Origin of the sequence: Arthrobacter sp. D5-1, from assembly GCF_017357425.1 — a bacterium.
Lineage (GTDB): Bacteria > Actinomycetota > Actinomycetes > Actinomycetales > Micrococcaceae > Arthrobacter.
This window is the reverse complement of record NZ_CP014571.1, coordinates 1,413,308-1,431,631: the sequence shown is the minus strand read 5'-3', so window position 1 is coordinate 1,431,631 and position 18,324 is coordinate 1,413,308. Positions and strand designations below refer to the sequence as shown.

General features: G+C 64.4%; 17 protein-coding genes. 11 read left to right on the top strand and 6 right to left on the bottom strand.

The window, feature by feature from the left end:
• Positions 1 to 94 precede the first annotated feature (94 nt).
• Together AYX22_RS06650 and AYX22_RS06645 are read left to right on the top strand one after the other, a co-directional pair.
• Positions 95 to 241 (top strand): hypothetical protein, encoded by a 147-nt coding sequence (locus AYX22_RS06650; RefSeq protein ID WP_207596737.1) that lies wholly within the window; start codon positions 95 to 97, stop codon positions 239 to 241.
• Positions 242 to 269: 28 nt separating this feature from the next.
• Positions 270 to 1,340 (top strand): Gfo/Idh/MocA family oxidoreductase, encoded by a 1,071-nt coding sequence (locus AYX22_RS06645; protein WP_207596736.1) that lies wholly within the window; start codon positions 270 to 272, stop codon positions 1,338 to 1,340.
• A gap of 14 nt (positions 1,341 to 1,354) precedes the next feature.
• Here the strand turns inward: AYX22_RS06645 and AYX22_RS06640 are convergent, their stop codons facing one another.
• The 3 genes from AYX22_RS06640 to AYX22_RS06630 form a co-directional block, all read right to left on the bottom strand.
• A complete protein-coding gene (locus AYX22_RS06640) occupies positions 1,355 to 1,795 on the bottom strand; it encodes a DoxX family protein (protein ID WP_207596735.1) in 441 nt (146 codons plus the stop codon).
• Positions 1,796 to 1,863: 68 nt separating this feature from the next.
• Entirely contained in the window at positions 1,864 to 2,535 is a 672-nt protein-coding gene (locus AYX22_RS06635) for a phosphonatase-like hydrolase (protein WP_207596734.1), read from the bottom strand.
• A complete protein-coding gene (locus AYX22_RS06630) occupies positions 2,532 to 3,299 on the bottom strand; it encodes a GntR family transcriptional regulator (protein WP_207596733.1) in 768 nt (255 codons plus the stop codon). The genes AYX22_RS06635 and AYX22_RS06630 overlap by 4 nt, the downstream gene beginning before the upstream one ends.
• Positions 3,300 to 3,426: 127 nt before the next feature.
• Here AYX22_RS06630 and AYX22_RS06625 point away from each other — a divergent pair, with 127 nt between their 5' ends.
• From AYX22_RS06625 to AYX22_RS06605, 5 genes are all read left to right on the top strand, one after another.
• Positions 3,427 to 4,680, top strand: coding sequence for a TIGR03364 family FAD-dependent oxidoreductase (locus AYX22_RS06625; RefSeq protein ID WP_242703552.1), 1,254 nt, complete (start codon positions 3,427 to 3,429; stop codon positions 4,678 to 4,680).
• A 55-nt stretch (positions 4,681 to 4,735) separates the two neighbouring features.
• Positions 4,736 to 5,650 carry a phosphate/phosphite/phosphonate ABC transporter substrate-binding protein gene (locus tag AYX22_RS06620; protein WP_207596732.1) on the top strand — a complete coding sequence of 305 codons (915 nt, stop codon included), beginning with the start codon at positions 4,736 to 4,738 and terminating at the stop codon, positions 5,648 to 5,650.
• The gene (locus AYX22_RS06615; RefSeq protein ID WP_207596731.1) at positions 5,650 to 6,444 is read left to right on the top strand and encodes a phosphonate ABC transporter ATP-binding protein; all 795 of its coding nucleotides are present in this window, start codon (positions 5,650 to 5,652) and stop codon (positions 6,442 to 6,444) included. The genes AYX22_RS06620 and AYX22_RS06615 overlap by 1 nt, the downstream gene beginning before the upstream one ends.
• Positions 6,441 to 7,295: a phosphonate ABC transporter, permease protein PhnE gene (gene phnE / locus AYX22_RS06610; RefSeq protein WP_207596730.1), complete on the top strand. Its 855-nt coding sequence runs from the start codon at positions 6,441 to 6,443 to the stop codon at positions 7,293 to 7,295. Before AYX22_RS06615 ends, phnE begins: the two co-directional genes overlap by 4 nt.
• Before the next feature lie 157 nt (positions 7,296 to 7,452).
• On the top strand, positions 7,453 to 8,562 hold the full coding sequence (locus tag AYX22_RS06605; RefSeq protein ID WP_207596729.1) for an FAD-dependent oxidoreductase: 1,110 nt from the start codon (positions 7,453 to 7,455) through the stop codon (positions 8,560 to 8,562).
• A 64-nt stretch (positions 8,563 to 8,626) separates the two neighbouring features.
• On the opposite strand, the gene AYX22_RS06600 is transcribed toward AYX22_RS06605, so the two are convergent.
• A complete protein-coding gene (locus AYX22_RS06600; RefSeq protein WP_207596728.1) occupies positions 8,627 to 10,849 on the bottom strand; it encodes an NADP-dependent isocitrate dehydrogenase in 2,223 nt (740 codons plus the stop codon).
• A 268-nt stretch (positions 10,850 to 11,117) separates the two neighbouring features.
• Here AYX22_RS06600 and AYX22_RS06595 point away from each other — a divergent pair, with 268 nt between their 5' ends.
• Complete coding sequence (locus AYX22_RS06595; protein WP_207596727.1) at positions 11,118 to 11,717, top strand: hypothetical protein; 600 nt, start codon at positions 11,118 to 11,120, stop codon at positions 11,715 to 11,717.
• Between the two features lie 189 nt (positions 11,718 to 11,906).
• On the top strand, positions 11,907 to 12,911 hold the full coding sequence (locus tag AYX22_RS06590) for a hypothetical protein (RefSeq protein ID WP_242703551.1): 1,005 nt from the start codon (positions 11,907 to 11,909) through the stop codon (positions 12,909 to 12,911).
• A gap of 129 nt (positions 12,912 to 13,040) precedes the next feature.
• Here the strand turns inward: AYX22_RS06590 and purH are convergent, their stop codons facing one another.
• Together purH and AYX22_RS06580 are read right to left on the bottom strand one after the other, a co-directional pair.
• Positions 13,041 to 14,711 carry a bifunctional phosphoribosylaminoimidazolecarboxamide formyltransferase/IMP cyclohydrolase gene (gene purH, locus AYX22_RS06585; RefSeq protein WP_207596725.1) on the bottom strand — a complete coding sequence of 557 codons (1,671 nt, stop codon included), beginning with the start codon at positions 14,709 to 14,711 and terminating at the stop codon, positions 13,041 to 13,043.
• 599 nt (positions 14,712 to 15,310) lie between these two features.
• Positions 15,311 to 16,036: a DUF559 domain-containing protein gene (locus tag AYX22_RS06580; RefSeq protein WP_242703550.1), complete on the bottom strand. Its 726-nt coding sequence runs from the start codon at positions 16,034 to 16,036 to the stop codon at positions 15,311 to 15,313.
• 391 nt (positions 16,037 to 16,427) lie between these two features.
• On the opposite strand from AYX22_RS06580, the gene AYX22_RS06575 reads away from it, so the two are divergent.
• Both AYX22_RS06575 and murQ read left to right on the top strand, forming a co-directional pair.
• On the top strand, positions 16,428 to 17,375 hold the full coding sequence (locus AYX22_RS06575) for a BadF/BadG/BcrA/BcrD ATPase family protein (RefSeq protein ID WP_207596723.1): 948 nt from the start codon (positions 16,428 to 16,430) through the stop codon (positions 17,373 to 17,375).
• Entirely contained in the window at positions 17,350 to 18,300 is a 951-nt protein-coding gene (gene murQ / locus AYX22_RS06570; protein WP_207596722.1) for an N-acetylmuramic acid 6-phosphate etherase, read from the top strand. Before AYX22_RS06575 ends, murQ begins: the two co-directional genes overlap by 26 nt.
• Positions 18,301 to 18,324 lie beyond the last annotated feature (24 nt).

Genomic DNA, 18,324 nt, shown 5'->3' with positions numbered 1-18,324 from the left:
GAAGTGGTGATGCCGTAGCGCTGCTGGATCCTGGTCCCTGGATGGCGTTGATATTTCCGAAAGTTGGAAGGCTGAGAACCTCGCCTACAGGATCGTGGCCACCACGAACCATGACGCCGGAGTCGCTGAAGTTTGGATACCGGACCTTGGAAGGCCTGGCGCGTACAACGTCAATGTCAGGCTGACGTTCGAATCAACGGGAACCTTGGCTGATTTGGAGCGGCTGCAACTTCCCGGTTAGCGGCGGCCGAAATGAGAGGATGTCAGACATGACTCTCCCTATCGCCGTGCCATGGCTGTCCACCCAGACCAACCAGGATCCCCGGGCAGCTACCGGCCGGCGCTTGAAGTGGGGCGTCGTGTCTACAGGCAACATTGCCAACAGTGTTTCCAAGGACCTGGCCCTGCTGGAAGATGCGGAGCTTTACGCCGTGAGTTCCCGGACGCAGGCTGCCGCTGATGCGTTCGCGCACACGCTGGGTTTCGCCAAGGGCTACGGGGACGACGGCGGTGTTCCCGGCTACCAGCGCCTGGTGGAGGACCCCGCAGTGGATGTGGTCTACGTGGCCACACCCCATGCCCAGCACTTCCTGATCGCCTCGGCCGCCCTGCGCGCCGGCAAGCACGTGCTCTGCGAGAAGGCCCTCACCATCAACGCCCGTGAGGCCTCCGAGCTGGTGAAAATGGCCCGGGAGAACAACGTGTTCTTCATGGAGGCCGTGTGGAGCCGCTTCCTGCCGAGCATGCAGCGGGCGTTCGAAATCGCTGCTTCCGGCGAGCTTGGACAGATCCAATGGGTCAGCGCGGATCTTGGCTTCCCGGCGCCCTACGACCCTTCGGCCCGTATCTGGGCCCTCAATGATGGTGGTGGCGCACTTCTGGACATCACCGTCTACCCGCTGCTCTGGGCCTTGGGCACGCTGGGTTTCCCGCAGTCCGTCACCGCGATCGGCACCCTCAACGACGACGGCGTGGACACCCAGAACGCCCTGACGTTGGGCTACTCCAGTGGTGCCCAGGTTCAGCTGACGTCGTCCCTGATGGCACACGGACCCCGGACAGCCACCGTTGCGGGCGGGCTCGGATTCCTGCAGACCGTTGGCTCAGTGAACAATCCCCGCGAGCTGATGATCCGGATCGGCTGGGACGAACCGCGACACGAGCACTTCGATGTGGTGGGTACCGGCTACACGTACGAGCTCCGGGAAGTGACGCGCTGCATCCAGCAAGGCCTCACTGAGAGCCCGGTGATGCCGCTGGAGGACTCCGTCAACGTCATGCGCCTCTTCGACGGCGTGCGCTCCCAGCTGGGCATCCGGTATCCGAACGACGCGCGGTGAGGCGTCCCGAAGGGCTAACGCCGCGAGCCGGCTGATTGCCGGACCAGCTTGCGGTCCAAGGACAAAGCTCCGGGTCCCAGGAAGACGAACGCCACCGAGATTGCTGCGTAGATGATCAGGAGCTCGGCAGTCACCCCTGCCTTGTCCGTGAGCAAGGGTTTGCCGGCCTCGGTAACGAACCAGATTCCAGCAAACATGATGGCGGCAAGGAACCCTGCCACGCGGGTAAGGGCGCCGAGGACCAGAAGCAGGCCCAGGCCCAACTCGCCGGCGATCACCAACCACGCCACGATCTCCGGCTTCTGCACGCCCATGGCGGCAACCGACGCAGCAAAGGCAGCGTGCCCGGCCATGAGCTTCTGGATGCCGTGGACCATGATGAGCGCGCCGAAAACCACGCGCAGGATGGTGACGCCGCGGGCGGAGGACTTGGGTGACGGGTGAAGGAATTTCACGCGTTCCAATCTTCCATGCCTGGGGCTGGGCGCCAAAACGCCGGGCAGTACGGGCCCGACGCTGAGGATCAGGAGAGCAGTGCAGGAATGTCCTTCACGCCGTCCAGGATGTGGTGGTGTGGGTGCACGGACAGGTCTTCGCGGCCCAGTTTGCCGGTCAGGACGCCCACGGCCGTGACGCCGGCGTTGTTGGCAGCGGCGAGGTCATTCACGGTGTCGCCCGCGGCCATCACAGCGCGGACGTCCTGGACTCCGGTCAGTTCCATGGCCCGGTGAATCATGTGTGGTGCCGGTCGTCCGGCGGCTACTTCGTCGGAGCAGACGACGGCGTCCAGCAGCGTATCGTCATCGACGCTCCAGCCCAGCCGCTCCAGGAGGGGTTCGGCAACGTCGCGGGAAAATCCGGTTGTCAGGGCCACTTTGATGCCTTGGCTGCGGAGTGCGCGGAAGGCGTCTTCCACGCCCTCCAGCGCGACTGGCGGGTTGGCGTCGTAGAACTCCACGAGTAATTCCTTGAAGCGCTTGAATGCGGCCGCCACCACTTCCGGGGTGGCCGCTCCCCCACCGGCTTCGATGAGGGCTGTGATGGCCTCAACCTTGTCCGCGCCCATCCATTCCTGCACAGCCTCAGGTGTGGTGGTCACCCCGGTTTCCTCAACGCAGCGGGCAAGGGCTACGTACACATCGCCGTGTTCGTCGATGGTGGTTCCGGCCATATCGCAGGCAACAAGCTTGATCATGGGGTGGCTCCTTCAGTGTGGATGCGGACCAGGGCGGCCCTGCGCTCCACGGTGTTGTCGATGGTGAAGTTGGTCAGTGCCGGCAGGTAGCGGTCCTCGGAGTATTCCAGGGGCTGCCCGTCGGCGGAGCGGGTGATGCGGCGTTCACGCAGAAGCGGAATACCTTCGGGTTGCTCCAACAGTTCGGCGTCCTCGTCACTGGCAGCAACGGCGTCGATGGTGTGGCGCGCACTGTGCAGGTCTACACCCTGCTCTTTGAGGAACGCGAAGATGGACCCGGAGTCGGTGTCGAAGTCGAACAGCTTGCGTCCCACGTCCAAAATGAAAGTGGTGCGCTCGATCATGGCCGGCGCCTCGTCCAGGTAACGGACGCGAAGGACCTCCACCACAGTGGTGCCAGGCATCAGGCCGAGTGCCTCAGCGGCTTCCGGACTGGCTTCGCGCCGTGCCACTTCGAGTGTCCGCTGGCCGGGCTTTTTTCCGATCCCGCTGGCCCACTCAGTGAACGAGTTGAACGTGGAGAACGACTGCGACGGCACAGACGAGCGAACCATGGGAGGGCGCCCCCGTCCGCCTGTGACAGCACCTTCGGAACGGAGGAACGCGAGCGCCTGACGGATCGGGCCACGCGACGTCCCGAACTCGCGGCACAGCTCCGCTTCACTGGGCAGTTGGAAGCCCGGCGGCCAGTCGCCGTCGTTGATCCGGCGCATGAATTCTTCGCTCAGCTTGACGTGGAGGGGCGCGTTCGTCTGTGTGGTCACCAGTTGATAATACAAGTCTGCTCATGGGAAAACAGCTGTTTTCAGGGCCTATAGATGAACTTGGCATGAACTCACATGAACAGAAGTTAAAATTAGGTTAACTTGTATATACAAGTGCCATTTTGGCTTGATTCAGTCTCCCGAAGCCGACATTGTCAGTGGTGTGAACAACCCAAGCACTTCCCCCACCACCGCCAACAGGACCGCGAACCAGGCCACCGATGTCATCATTGTCGGTGCCGGAATCGTGGGCCTGGCGCATGCCGCCCACGCTGTTGCCAACGGCCTGACCGTCACCATCATCGAGCGCGACCACCACGCCGCCGGAGCCTCCGTCCGCAACTTCGGCCATTGCTGCATCACCGCGCAGTCCGGTGAGCTCTACGAACTCGCACAGACCTCGCGGAAGTACTGGCTGGAGTTCGCCGAGCACGCCGGATTCTGGGCCGCCGAATCCGGTGCCGTCGTCCTGGCCCGCACCGAGGCGGAGATGGACGTCCTCCGCGAACTCTCCGAGGTGCGCGAGCCTGGACAAGTCGAGCTGCTCTCCCCCGCCGGGACCCGGGAACGGCTGGGCACCTCGGCTTTCGCTGTGGGAGAAGCACACGACGACGGCGGCACTTCGGGCGCTCAGTGGCCGGGCCTCGTTGGCGGCGCCTTCCTCCGGGACGACCTCCGCGTCGACCCCCGCACCACGGTCGCAACGTTGGCCGAATGGCTGAGCCGGCAGCCCGGCGTCGACCTTCACTGGAACACCGCCGCACTGGGCTTCAGCGGATCCTCGGAGGGCGTCACCGTCCAGACGTCGCGCGGCGGGCTTCGAGCGAAGCAGGTCTTTGTATGTGTTGGCCACGACGTCGACTACCTCTTCCCGGACCTCGCCGAAGAACACCGGATCCAGCGGTGTGCTCTGCAGATGTCGCTGGCGGCCAAGCCTTCCGGCGTCGAATTCGCTCCCGCAGTCCTCACCGCAACGTCCATGCTCCGGTACCCGGCGTTCACGGACATGCCCGCCGCTGCAGCCCTCCGCTCCGAGGTGTTGGAGAACCAGCCCGAATTGCTGGAGATCGGCGCCAACGTCATGTTCACCCAACGCCCGGACGGGACGCTCATTCTGGGCGATTCCCACCACTACCACCACACCGCCGATCCCTTCATGGATGAGGGTGTCACCTCCACGCTTAACGCCGAAATCACCGGCCGGATCGGCGAACCACTGGAGATCATCCAGCGGTGGCAAGGCATCTACGCTTCCTCCGACGTAGCACCCATCCTGGTCCGCGAGGTTCAGCCCGGCGTCACGGTGGTGTCTGTGACCTCCGGGGTGGGCATGACCCTGTCCTTCGGTTTGGCACACCGCAACGTATCGCGCCTGTACTGACTCATCTTGTCCTGAATTTTCCCGTTCTCCCCATCCCCTTCGCATAAGGATTCCCATGAAAACCCCGCTCTTCACCGGTTCCGCGCTTGCCCTCGCTACCGTTCTGGCACTTACCGCCTGTGGCGGTTCAGCCCAGTCCTCACCTGAGGCGACGTCCGCCACCTGCCCCAACGGGGAGATCAAGTTCGGCATCGAGCCGTACGAAGACCCGGCCAAGCTCAAGCCCGCGTACGACGTCCTTGCGGCCGCGCTGTCCAAGAAGCTCGAATGCCCCGTCAGCGTCCAGGTGGTTGAGGACTACGCTGCCGAGGTCCTGGCCATGCGCAACGGCAAACTGGACCTGGGACAGTTCGGCCCGCTGGGCTACGTGTTCGCTGATGCCAAGGCCGGCGCCGAGCCGCTGGTTTCCTTTGGCACTGCCGAGAAGGAACTCAGCACGTACACGGCCGGGATTTGGGTTGCCAAGGACAGCCCGATCCAGGCCATCGGGGATTTGAAGGGTAAGTCCCTCGCCCTGGGCAGCGTCGGATCCACCTCGGGCGACGTCCTGCCCCGCTTCGGCCTCCGTGAAGCCGGAATCGCCGACGCCGACATCACGATGGACTACACGGGCGGTCATCCTGAAGCCCTGCTCGCGCTGACCAACGGCAAGGTTGATGCAGCCGAGATCAACTCCCAGACGTTGGCCACCGCCATTGCCGCAGGCACCTTCAAGAAGGACGACTTCCGCCAGGTGTGGACGTCCAACCCCATCCCCAACGACCCCATCACCGTGCGCGGCGACGCGGACCCCGCGTTCAAGGCAGCCGTCAAGGACGCTTTCCTCAGCCTGGAACCCGCCGACGTGGCCAAGGTGGGCGAGTTCCTGGACGTCACCCCTCCGGGCCCGCTGCTGGAAGTCACCAAGGACAACTACACGCCGCTGTTCGAACTCGCCGAGACCATGGGCCTCACCGAGAAGGATCTGTAATGTCCGACCCCCTTCTCGCCGTCCGAGGCTTGCGGAAGTCCTTCAGCGGCAGGAATGTCCTTCAAGGCGTGGACTTCTCCGTTGCAGCCGGCGAGCTCGTAGCGTTCCTGGGCGCCAATGGCTCCGGAAAGTCCACCACACTGCGCTGCGTCATGGGTATCACCGCTCCGGATTCCGGCAGCATCAGCATCGACGGAACTGCGCTGGAAACCCTCCAAGGGCGTGACCTGCAGCAAGCCCGCCAACGCATGGCCATGATTTTCCAGAAGATCCATCTGGTCCCCCGGCGCACGGCGTTGGACAACGTCTGCGCCGGCGCCTTGGCCCGCATCCCCACGGTTCGCTCCCTCAGTCCTCTGCTGTTTCCGGCCGACGTCCAGCAGGAAGCCCTCGACTGTCTGGACCGCGTGGGCTTGGCCGATCGCGCCTTCGACCGGGTGGGCCGCCTTTCCGGCGGACAGCAGCAGCGCGTCGCCGTAGCCCGGGCACTCTGCCAGCGGGCCGACGTCGTACTCGCCGACGAACCTGTCTCCGCACTGGACCCGCACGCCGCAGAGCAAGTGATGGCTCTGCTGCGTGAACTCGCCCACTCCGAAGGGTTGGCAGTGGCCGCGGTTCTCCATCAGCCCGATCTCGCGCTGCGATACGCAGACCGGTCCATCGGGCTGCTCCAGGGCTCCATGACCTTCGACCTCCCCTCCACAGAGGTCACAGCCGATCATCTCGACACGTTGTATGCCCCGGACCGGGACGTTTCAGACAGTGTCGTTTCAGACAGGACCCAGGCCGCATGACTCCCCACACTTTGACCCCGGCCGTCGCCCGCCGTGACTCCACCGGCACACCCCGCGTGGCACTGGTCCGCCCCAAGAAGCCGCTGCGGTGGATCACGACGGCGGCAGTGGCAGCCGCCGTCGTCGGACTTCACGCCGTGGCCATCGAGGGGACGGACTTCAAACCGGAACTCCTGGTTGACGGCTGGAAAGGCATGGCAGCCTTCATTGGCGACGCCTTCCCGCCGGACCTGAGCTGGGAGAAGACACTCAAGCCCGGCCTCGAAGCGACGCTGGTGACGCTGTGGATTGGCCTGCTGGGAACCACGTTGTCCGTGCCATTCGCCCTGCTGCTCGCGGCCCTGGCTGCTGGGAACACCAGTCCGCATCGGCTCGTGTACCAGGCAGCGCGGGCTGTCTTGTCGTTCTTCCGGGCTGTACCGGACATCGTGTTTGCGCTGATCTTCGTCACAGCAGTGGGGCTCGGTCCCTTTGCCGGCGTGCTCGCCTTGATCTGCCACAACACGGGTGTCATGGGGAAGCTGTGGGCCGAGTCCATGGAGGAAATCGATGCCGGGCCGCAGGAAGCACTCCGCACAGCCGGTGCCAACAGGATCCAGCAGGTCGCCAATGCCACGCTGCCCATGGTGGTCCCCCAGTTCGTGGGCCTGCTGCTGTACCGCTTCGACGTCAACGTGCGGTCCTCGCTGGTCCTCGGGCTGGTGGGAGCCGGCGGCATCGGGCTGCTGATCAACCAGTCCATCAAGTCGTTCCAGTTCGACTCCATGCTCACCCACATCCTGATCGTGTTGGTGCTGATCATCGTGGTGGACCAGTTCTCCGCGTGGATCCGCAGGCGCCTGGCCGCGTAACACCCCCGCCCTGGCCCAACTGAGTCACAGCAAACGCTCCAATGCGCCCCCATTACGACGTTTGCTGCGACTCAGTTGGGTGAGTGGGGGCAGAATGGGAGGTGGCCCTCTTCGGGGGGTGCGATTCTCAAGAGGGCCAACGGTGGATGGAGCAGGCATGCAGGTTGACGTTGTAGTTGTTGGCGGAGGAGCCATGGGATCGGCGGCCGCATGGCAACTCGCCCGGGCGGGCCGTTCCGTGGTCCTGCTGGAGCAGTTCGAAGCCGGACACCACATTGGTGCTTCCCACGGCGCCACCCGCAACTTCAATACCGCGTACGCCGAGGCTGATTACCTGGATCTCCTGGCCGAATCCAAAACGCTCTGGGACGAACTCGCAGCCCAGCACGGCGCTCCCCTGCTGGACATGGTGGGATTGGCGAACCACGGCAACGTGCCCAAGCTGGAACTGATCCACGCGGCCCACCAGGAGCGCGGCATCGAGAGCTACTTCATCTCGGCCGACGAGGCCGCCAACCGCTGGCGGGGAATGAACTTCGCCACCGATGTCCTGTTCGTGCCGGGTTCCGGTCGGATCCGTTCGGCAGATGCCCTGGTGGCGCTGCGGGAATCCGCTGAAGCCCATGGCGCCGTCTTCAAGTACTCGACGCCGGTCCGCGACATCCGCATCGATGGGGCCGAAACGGTAGTGGTTGTGACGGAGGAGACCGAATACACGGCAACCCGCGTGGTGGTGACAGCGGGCGCCTGGACGACGAAGGTGCTGAACGGACTCGTCAAGCTCCCCGCGTTGGTGGTGACCCAGGAGCAACCCGCTCACTTCACCCCGACGGACAACACCCTGGTGTGGCCCAGCTTCAACCACAACCCGGACCCCGATCCGAACAACGAACTCTACGAATACTGGTTCAGCCCCGTCTACGGCATGCTCACTCCCGGCGAAGGCGTGAAAGCAGGCTGGCACGGAGTCGGTCCCGTCATGGACCCCGACGAGCGCACCTTCGAGCCCATCCCCCAGCAGCTCGAGGCGTTGGTGCGGTACGCAGAAGAGTGGCTTCCCGGCGTCGACCCTTCCACCGCGGTACCCATCAGCTGCACCTACACCACCACGCCCAACGAGGACTTTGTGCTGGACCGTTTCGGTCCGCTGGTGGTGGGTGCCGGCTTCTCCGGACATGGGTTCAAGTTCACGCCGGCTATTGGCCGGGTGCTGAAGGACATCGTCGACGGCGGCGTGGCACCGGAGCGGTTCCTGGCCGAGCGCTGAACAGGGTCTTAAAAGCAAACTGGCCCGCAGGCAACGCCTGCGGGCCAGTTTCGCTTTGCGGAGACTACTTCTTCAAGTCAGCAAGGACCTTGTTGAACGTAGCGGACGGGCGCATGATCTCAGCGGCCTTGGCGGCGTCCGGACGGTAGTAACCGCCCAGATCGACGGCGGGACCCTGGACTGCGGCCAGCTCGCCGACGATGGCCTCTTCGTTGGAGGTCAGGGCGTCAGCGATTGCTGCGAAGTCCTGGGCCAACTCGGCGTCTTCGGTCTGCTTGGCCAGCTCCTGGGCCCAGTAGGTGGCCAGGTAGAAGTGGCTTCCGCGGTTGTCCAGCTCGCCGACGCTGCGGCGCGGGGACTTGTTTTCCAGCAGGAACGTACCCGTTGCGCGGTCCAGCGTGTCAGCCAGGACCTGGGCGCGGGCGTTGCCCGTGGTGGTGGCAAGGTGCTCGAAGCTGACTGCCAGGGCAAGGAATTCGCCCAGGCTGTCCCAGCGGAGGTGGTTTTCCTTGACCAGCTGCTGGACGTGCTTGGGAGCGGAGCCACCGGCGCCGGTCTCGAACAGGCCGCCACCGTTGATCAGCGGAACGATGGAGAGCATCTTGGCACTGGTGCCGAGCTCGAGGATCGGGAACAGGTCCGTGAGGTAGTCGCGGAGGACGTTACCCGTCACGGAGATGGTGTCCTCGCCCTTGCGGATTCGCTCCAGGGTGAAGGCCGTGGCCTCAACCGGGGAGAGGATCTTGATCTCGAGGCCCTCGGTGTCGTGTTCCTTGAGGTACTCGTTGACCTTGGCGATCAGGTTGGCGTCGTGCGCACGGGTCTCGTCCAGCCAGAACACGGCCGGGGTCTGGGAGGCGCGGGCGCGGGTGACGGCCAGTTTGACCCAGTCGCGGACCGGGATGTCCTTGGTCTGGCATGCACGCCAGATGTCGCCCGGGAAGACCTGGTGCTCGGTGAGGACCGTGCCCTTGCTGTCCACGAGCTGGACGGTGCCGGCTGCCTGGATCTCGAAGGTCTTGTCGTGGCTGCCGTATTCTTCGGCTGCCTGCGCCATGAGGCCTACGTTGGGAACGGTGCCCATGGTGGTGGGATCGAAAGCACCGTTGGCGCGGCAGTCGTCCAGGACAACCTGGTAGATGCCGGCGTAGGAGCTGTCCGGGATAACCGCCAGGGTGTCGGCTTCCTTGCCGTCCGGGCCCCACATGTGGCCGGAGGAACGGATCATGGCAGGCATGGAAGCGTCAACGATGATGTCCGAAGGGACGTGCAGGCTGGTGATGCCCTTGTCGGAATCGACCATGGCCAGTGCGGGACCGTCTTCGAGGCCCTTGGTGATGGCTGCCTTGACGCCTTCACGGACGTCCTCGGGCAGGTCTTCCAGGCCGCTGAGGATGGCTGCGAGGCCATTGTTCGGGCTGATGCCTGCGGCTGCGAGCTGCTTGCCGTAGGTGTCGAACAGCTCGGAGAAGTAAGCCTTGACCACGTGGCCGAAGATGATGGGGTCCGAGACCTTCATCATGGTGGCCTTCAGGTGTGCCGAGAAGAGGACGCCCTCTTCTTTGGCGCGGGCAACCTGTGCCTTGAGGAACTCGTCCAGGGCGTCGGCGCGCAGGACAGTTGCGTCAACAACTTCGCCGGCCAGGACGGGAAAGTCCTTCTTGAGGACCTTGGTGGTGCCGTCTTCGCGGACCAGCTGGATGGTCAGGGAGTCGTCGGCCTTGAGAACAACGGACTTCTCGTTGGAGCGGAAGTCGTTCTCGCCCATGGTGGCAACGTTGGTCTTGGACTCCGGGGTCCAGGCGCCCATGGAGTGCGGGTTCTGGCGGGCGTAGTTCTTCACCGACAGGGGTGCGCGGCGGTCGGAGTTGCCTTCGCGCAGCACCGGGTTCACAGCGGAGCCCTTGATCTTGTCGTAGCGCGAGCGGATGTCCGTTTCGGTGTCCGAGGAGGGGTTGTCCGGGTAGTCCGGGAGGGCGTAGCCCTGGGCCTGGAGTTCGGCGATGGCAGCCTTGAGCTGCGGCACGGAGGCGCTGATGTTGGGCAGCTTGATGATGTTGGCTTCCGGCTGCTTTGCCAGTTCACCAAGTTCAGCCAGGGCGTTGCCCGTGCGCTGCTCTTCGGTCAGGAAATCGCCGAAAACGGCGATGATGCGGCCGGCCAGCGAAATGTCGCGGGTCTCCACCTCTACACCTGCGGTCGAGGCGTACGCTTCCACAATCGGCAGGAATGAGTACGTTGCCAGCATCGGCGCTTCGTCTGTGTGGGTATAGATAATCTTGGCCATTGGCGGGGTTCTCCCTGAAAGTCTGCAGATTTCAACATCTCCTAACTTACCCGAGTAGACGGATAAGGCGGCCCTTCGTGTCCGGGATCACGTGTTCGTTACCACTCTCCGGCGATAACGTCCGACGGCGGCCTGACCGCCGCTGCTGCCCGCCGCCGTCGGACCCTGGTTGCGGAGAGCTGGTTGCCTGCAGGCTGGTTGCCGGCAAATGTCTGGTCCCCGGGCGCGCCAGCATCTCATTCACCGCGAAACCGAACATAGTGAAGTCATGACCCGCACCATTCGACCCACCTCCTTTGCTGCCTGGCTGACCGCTTTGGCGGCCGGGATTCTCCTCGCGCTGACCGCTTGCGCTGTCCCGGCGCCGACACCCCGGGAGACCATCCCGCACGATGCCGACACCGGTCAGACGATGGCCGAAGCCCGCGAGGCAATCGACGCCGTCCCCGGGATCTCGGTGACTGGCTTCGCCGGAGGAGGTCCCCCCAACGTGAAGGGCAACACCGGATACTCCGTACAGATAGCCATCGACCCTGGTTACACCGTTCTTTACGGCGATTTGCTGGTCGATTACATCGTCCGGAATGTTTGGTCTGTAGGCGAGGGTTACATGCCCAACACCCAGATTCAGATCAGCGCCCGAACCGCTGACGGGGAGCCGTTCTTCGACCTCTCCACTGCAGGCGTGGGATCAGCCTGGATGGGCGGACAGCCCTCGGCTCCTTCGCAGCACAACACCATCATCATCCCGCTCAGCGCCGACGATCCCGAGGGAGCGCGCAATCTCTCCCTGCTCTCACAGGAAGGTTCATGGCCTGGCGTCACACCCAAGCCCCTCCCTGACAGAGTCACGGTCAAAGACCACTGACGGCTTCCTGCCAAGGGCTGTCACTGGGATCACCAAAGGGACCGCGCTACTTGACGAGGAAGTGACACCAAATTATCACAAACTATGAAACATCTCTTTACAAACTTGTCATACGTTCGATACCTTCAATTCCGTCAGTCGGCGGTCGCCATCACTGGCCGCCTCACTCCCTCGATAGGTAGGAACAACGTGACGAAAACCAAGACCCTGGCCACAAGCCTGCTGAGTCTGTCCGCTGCCGCAATCCTGGCGCTGGTTGGAACCACCAGCGCCAACGCGGCACCGGCCCAGAACGCAGACTCCAGCGGCGCTGCGGTCAGCAGCCATGTAGTGTCGGACACCGGCGCTGCAGACTACTGGACGCCGGAGCGCATGAAGAATGCCAAGTCCGGCGAAATCCTCGCGGCCAAAGCGCTTGACCGCGGCAAGCTCCTCAACCTCGGCAAAGCCCCGGTCACCGAAGCCCCGGGCGCCCTCAGCAGCATCGCAGGCCAGCAGGCCACCACCGACTCCAAGACCATCGACCGCAAGGTCAACCAGAGCGAAACCCCCGTCAAGCACATCGGCAAGGTCTTCTTCACCCTGGGCGGCTCCAACTACGTCTGCTCCGGCAACTCCGTCACCTCAACCAACAAGAGCACGGTCTCCACTGCAGGCCACTGCCTCAACGAAGGCCCGGGCGCATACGCCACCAACTTCGTGTTTGTCCCGGCTTACCTCAACGGTGCCGCACCCTACGGGAAGTGGACGGCAAAGGCGCTGTACGCCCCCACCCAGTGGGCATCCAACGGCAACATGCAGTACGACACCGCTTTCGCCGTGGTCAACACCCTCAACGGCCAGAAGCTCGCCGACGTCGTCGGGGCCTCCGGCGTCCAGTTCAACGCCGCCCGCGGCCTGAGCTACAAGGCCTTCGGCTACCCGGCAGGCTCGCCCTTCAACGGTGAATCGCTCAAGAGCTGCTCCGGCAAGGCAACCAATGATCCCTACAACCCGCAGTTCAACAGCCAGGGAATCCCCTGCAACATGACCGGTGGTTCCTCGGGCGGTCCGTGGTTCATCGGCACCAGCTCCTCCGGCTACCAGAACTCCGTGAACAGCTACGGATACGGCAGCAACTCCACCACCATGTACGGCCCCTACTGGGGCACCGTGATCCAGTCCACGTACAACACCGCAGCAGCGGCTTCGTAGCGGACCCTCTTTTGCTGGCACGTCCCTGTTAAGTATGTGCGGATAAAGCACGACGGCGGCCGTCCCCTCCCGGGGGCGGCCGCCGTTGCGTTGTGGTGCTTTCTGCCTGGGCCCTGGCGGGCTCTTCCTCTAGTGGAAGAAGTGGCGTGCGCCGGTGAAGTACATCGTGATGCCTGCAGCGTTGGCTGCGGCGATGACTTCCTCGTCGCGGACGGAACCGCCCGGCTGGACGACGGCGCGGACACCGGCATCGATCAGGATCTGCAGGCCGTCAGCGAACGGGAAGAACGCGTCCGAGGATGCAACGGCGCCGCGGGCGCGCTCAGGTGCGTCAGAACCGCTGGTGTTGGACGCGCCGCCCGCACCTTCGACGTCGGACTCTACCTGCACGCCCAGCGTGTTGGCGCGCTCGACGGCCAGGCGGCAGGAGTCCAGGCGGTTGACCTGGCCCATGCCGATGCCCACGGCTGCACCGTGGTTGGCGATCAGGATGGCGTTGGACTTGGCAGCGCGGCAAGCGGTCCAGGCGAAGGCGAGGTCTGCGAGCGTTGCTTCGTCGGCGGCTTCGCCGGCAGCGAGGGTCCAGTTGGCGGGGTTGTCGCCGTCGGCACCCACCTTGTCGCTCATCTGGACCAGGACGCCGCCGGAAACCTGGCGCATCTCGGAGGGGTAGCGGCCGTAGCCCTCGGGCAGGGCGAGGAGGCGGATGTTCTTCTTCTTTGAAAGGATCTCCACGGCTTCGGGCTCGAAGTCCGGGGCGATGACAACCTCGGTGAAGATGTCGGCAACCGTGCGGGCCATGCCGGCGGTGACGGTGCGGTTTGCAGCGATGACGCCACCGAAGGCGGAAACGGGGTCGCAGGCGTGGGCCTTGGCGTGTGCGTCGGCGATCGGGTCTGCAGCGTCGGCCGAACCGACAGCTACACCGCAAGGGTTGGCGTGCTTGATGATCGCGACAGCCGGCTCGGCGAAGTCGAAGGCAGCGCGCAGGGCGGCATCGGCGTCGACGAAGTTGTTGTAGCTCATGGCCTTGCCGTGCAGCTGGTCGGCCTGGGCGATGCCGGCCGGAGCAGCCTTGTCCACGTAGAGAGCCGCCTGCTGGTGCGGGTTTTCGCCGTAGCGGAGGACCTCGGAGCGTTCCAGCGACAGGCCGGCGTAGGCGGGCCAGTCGATGATGCCGTCGCCGTCTTCGTCCAGGAACTGGCTTGCGGTCCAGGAAGCAACAGCATTGTCGTAGCTGGCCGTGTGCGCAAAGGCCTTGGCAGCCAGGCGGCGGCGGGTGTTCAGGTCGAAGCCGCCTTCCTGTGCTGCGGCAACCACTTCGCCGTAGAAGTTGGGGTCCGTGACAATGGCGACGGCGGCGTGGTTCTTAGCGGCCGAACGCACCATCGCGGGGCCTCCGATGTCGATCTGCTCAACAACGTCGTCCTGCGCTGCGCCGGACTTCACGGTCTCGACGAACGGGTACAGGTTCACCACCACGAGGTCGAAGGTTTCGATCTCCATGCCCGCAAGGGTGTCCATGTGGGACGGGACGCGGCGGTCGGCCAGGATGCCGCCGTGCACGCGCGGATGCAGGGTCTTGACGCGGCCGTCCAGCATTTCCGGGGAGCCGGTGACTTCTTCGACTTCCTTGACCGGGATGCCTGCGGCGGCGATCTTCTTGGCGGTGGAGCCGGTGGAAACGATGGCGACGCCGGCTGCGTGCAGGCCCCTCGCGAGCTCCTCCAGTCCCGTCTTGTCGTAAACCGAGATCAGTGCACGGCGGATGGGAACACGGTCAAGCTGCGTCAAGCTCACAAAAGTCTCCGTCTTAGTTCGCGTAGAAGTCGCGGGTGGTGTCGCGGGTGTGGGATACGGAGAGTTTATCGCGTTTCGCTCGATGGCTCGTTTTGCGTCTTTGGGGGCTCTTGCGTTGCGAGGCCCGCTCTGCACCCATCAACCCTCCCCAACCCCTGCACACCAGGCCCCACAAATCCCACCCCCTGCAATGCGAGGCCCACTCCGCACCCATCAACCCGCCCAACCCCTGCACACCAGGCCCCACAAATCCCGCCCCCTGCGTTGCGAGGCCCACTCCTTACCCATCAACCCGCCCAACCCCTGCACACCAGGCCCCACAAATCCCGCCCCCCACACTGCGAGGCCCACTCCACACCCATCAACCCGCCCAACCTCTGCACACCAGGCCCCACAAACACACCCCCTGCAATGCGAGGCCCACTCCACACCCATCAACCCTCCCCAACCCCTGCACACCAGGCCCCACAAACACACCCCTTGCGTTGCGAGGCCCACTCCACACCCAACACCCCGCCCAACCCCTGCACACCAGGCCCCACAAATCCCGCCCCCACAATGCGAGGCCCACTCCACACCCAACACCCCGTGCGCAAGAATTACGACGCCGGGCCTCGCCACCCGCGCGACACCAACGCATCGCGAACCTTACGTTCCGCGTTGGCCCATCCACCTTTCATCTGGACATCGGAGAACCTGAGCACGATCCATCCCATAGCCCGAAGCCGATCGTCACGTTCGATGTCCTTACCCCATTGCACGGGATCGGAGCGGTGATGGTCCCCCTCATACTCCATGGCAATTTTGTATTCCTTGTACTGGAGGTCCGGCGTGGATATGTACCTGCCATGCTCATCAAAGATCGGCTGCGTGACCGCTGGCTCCGGCAGGCCGGCGTCGACGATTTTCAACCGCAGCCGGGATTCCTGCGGAGAATCGACTCCAACGCGCAGCAACGGCAGTATCTCCCGGGCCATCCTGATTCCCTTTACCTTCGGTCGCCGGTTAATGACTTCCTGGATCGCCTCAATGGAGGACAACGGATTCTCCCGGGCCAACAGAAAGTCTCCGGCGGCCACAAGCGAAGACCGCCCTATCTGCCGGGCCAAATCCATCCAGGTCCACTCGGGCGACGTCAGTTGGACCCCGTTCACAACACGAACATCCCTGGCCAAGAGCGGCGCCCGATGCCCCACCACACCGCGACGCTTAACCCGCCCAATCTCGTGTCGACGCGTCACATGGATAACGCCGTTGTTGCCCTCCTCCTCCAGATAGATCGGAAGTGGGATCGACCAGAGGAGCGCCGCGGTTACATGGCTCACCGCACATCTGGGAGTGATGGCCGTATGCAGTCGTGCAAGTAGCGCCACGTTGGGGCTATCGCTTCGGTTGAGCCGGATTCCCCGGCTGGGTGTGACGAGGCCCGCCGATTGCAACCTCCCGCGGGGAACGCCAGCCGCGTACGCATCTCGGACAAGGAAGCCATCCGGGTCGATCTCCGACGGCAGGGGCGTGGGTTTCAGCATTGGACCATGCTTGCCGGAAACGGTCGGCGGTGTTGCGTTATCCACAGATTTGGCCCCTGGGGGCGCTGCGACTGTTCCTCCACAGAAGTTGCGCCCGCGTTGCCAGCCAACGCGTTGCGAGGCCCACTCTGCAGGCAAAGCGAGACCCATACCCTGCAGAACGGGCCTCACAACATAGGGTTGATCCATGGAAGCCACCGAGGTCGTTCTTGTTGCCGATGTAGGGAAGAGCCGTTGCCGCGTGGAGTTGCGCAGCGGTGGCGAGTTGCTGGGCGCGGCCGACCAGCACGGCTTCCCCGGCGTGCACGTGGACAACGGGCCCACGCTGGCGTTCGAGCTGCTCCTCGAGACGGTCAGCTTGTTGCCGCCCGGTCTCCCCGTCAGCACGTTGACAGGAATCGGCGCCGCAGTGGCCGGCGTCGAAGCATCCGCCGAAAAATCCCAGGAACTCGCCACCATGCTGGCCCAGAGATTCAGTGTCCCCGCAGCCGTCCTTTCCGACGCGACAGCCGCCCAACTCGGGGCTCTCCAAGGCGCTCCGGGCACCACGCTCATCGTGGGGACCGGCGCCGTGGCCTTCCGTTTCGATGAAGCCGGAGTCCTGCACCGGGCCGACGGCTGGGGCCCCTACCTTGGCGACCGCGGCAGCGGACGATGGATTGGCCAGCAAGGTCTGCAGGCAGTTCTTGAAGCGCACGACGGCGGCCCCGCCACCTCGTTGTCGGCCGCGGCCGGTGCCCTGGTCGAGTCGCCGGAGATGCTCCCGGGCTGGCTCGCTGACAGCGAAAACCCGTACCGTGCGATGGCCCGGTTCACGCCGCTGGTTCTGCACGCAGCGGAGGCGGGTGACGCCGTCGCGCATGACATCATCGGCGAGGCATGCCGCATTCTGACCCACACGGTGAAGCTCGCGTCCAGTGGTGAGCGCGGCAGCACGCCGCGCGTGGCGCTCCTGGGTGGAGTGGTGGGATCGGAGTTCTTCGCGGCGCTCTTGCGGAAGTCCCTCGCTTCGGCTGGGATTGAGGTGGTGGCGCCGCTCGGCGATGGCTTGGACGGTGCTGCCCTCGCTGCGACGCGCCGCGGGCTCATCCAGGAAAGGTACATCCACCGTGACGGAACAAACTGGCCCGACTGACGCCGACAAACTTGCGGGCCTGCGCACGGAACTCGCCGGGTTGGCGACCGAGGCCACTGCCGAGGGTTTGGACAATCTGGACATCCTGGGCACTGAAGAACTCGTTTCGGCGATGCTTGCCCACAGTGCAGGAGTACATGCTGCCGTTGAGGCTGCGAGCCCGGCGATCGTTCAAACGGTCGACGCCGTTGCGGAGCGACTCCAGCGCGGCGGGCGCCTTTTGTATGTGGGAGCGGGAACGGCCGGACGGTTGGGTGTGCTCGACGCGAGCGAGTGCCCGCCGACATTCGGCACCCCGCCGGGTCTCGTCGTCGGACTTATTGCGGGCGGCACCAAAGCCATCCAACATCCGGTGGAGTACGCAGAGGACAACGCAACGGCTGGCGCGCGCGACCTGCACGACATCAACGTGACGGAAGCAGACGCCGTCGTGGGTATTACCGCCTCCGGCAGGACGCCGTACGTGATCGGTGCGCTGGAAGAAGCGCGGAAACGGGGTGCGTTTACGGCGTCGCTGGCGTGCAACAAGGGCTCGGCCGTGAGTCATCTGGCGGACGCGGCGATTGAGGTTGTCGTAGGTCCGGAGTTTATTGCGGGCTCGACCAGGCTGAACTCGGGTACCGCCCAGAAACTTGTCCTCAACATGATCAGCACTTTGGTGATGGTGAAACTCGGCAAGACCTACGGGAACCTCATGGTGGACTTGCGTGCCACGAACGAGAAGCTTTTGGCTCGTTCGCAACGGACGGTCCAGCACGCCACCGGAGTGTCGGCCCAAGAAGCCTCCACTGCTTTGGACGCCGTGGGCGGTTCCGTGAAGGCGGCAATTTTGGTGCTCCTGACAGGTATCGAGGCTGGTCAGGCCAAGGGTGCGTTGGAGGAAGCCGGTGGTTTCCTCCGGAGGGCCATCGAGAACCAGAAGTAACGCGGACTTCCGCTCGGTGCACAG

Bases quoted from the DNA above. Each gene is read 5' to 3' on its own strand.
- AYX22_RS06645 (WP_207596736.1), top strand. From the start codon at position 270: ATGACTCTCCCTATCGCCGTGCCATGGCTGTCCACCCAGACCAACCAG.
- AYX22_RS06635 (WP_207596734.1), bottom strand. From the start codon at position 2,535: ATGATCAAGCTTGTTGCCTGCGATATGGCCGGAACCACCATCGACGAA.
- AYX22_RS06620 (WP_207596732.1), top strand. From the start codon at position 4,736: ATGAAAACCCCGCTCTTCACCGGTTCCGCGCTTGCCCTCGCTACCGTT.
- AYX22_RS06615 (WP_207596731.1), top strand. From the start codon at position 5,650: ATGTCCGACCCCCTTCTCGCCGTCCGAGGCTTGCGGAAGTCCTTCAGC.
- phnE (WP_207596730.1), top strand. From the start codon at position 6,441: ATGACTCCCCACACTTTGACCCCGGCCGTCGCCCGCCGTGACTCCACC.
- AYX22_RS06605 (WP_207596729.1), top strand. From the start codon at position 7,453: ATGCAGGTTGACGTTGTAGTTGTTGGCGGAGGAGCCATGGGATCGGCG.
- AYX22_RS06600 (WP_207596728.1), bottom strand. From the start codon at position 10,849: ATGGCCAAGATTATCTATACCCACACAGACGAAGCGCCGATGCTGGCA.
- AYX22_RS06595 (WP_207596727.1), top strand. From the start codon at position 11,118: ATGACCCGCACCATTCGACCCACCTCCTTTGCTGCCTGGCTGACCGCT.
- AYX22_RS06575 (WP_207596723.1), top strand. From the start codon at position 16,428: ATGGAAGCCACCGAGGTCGTTCTTGTTGCCGATGTAGGGAAGAGCCGT.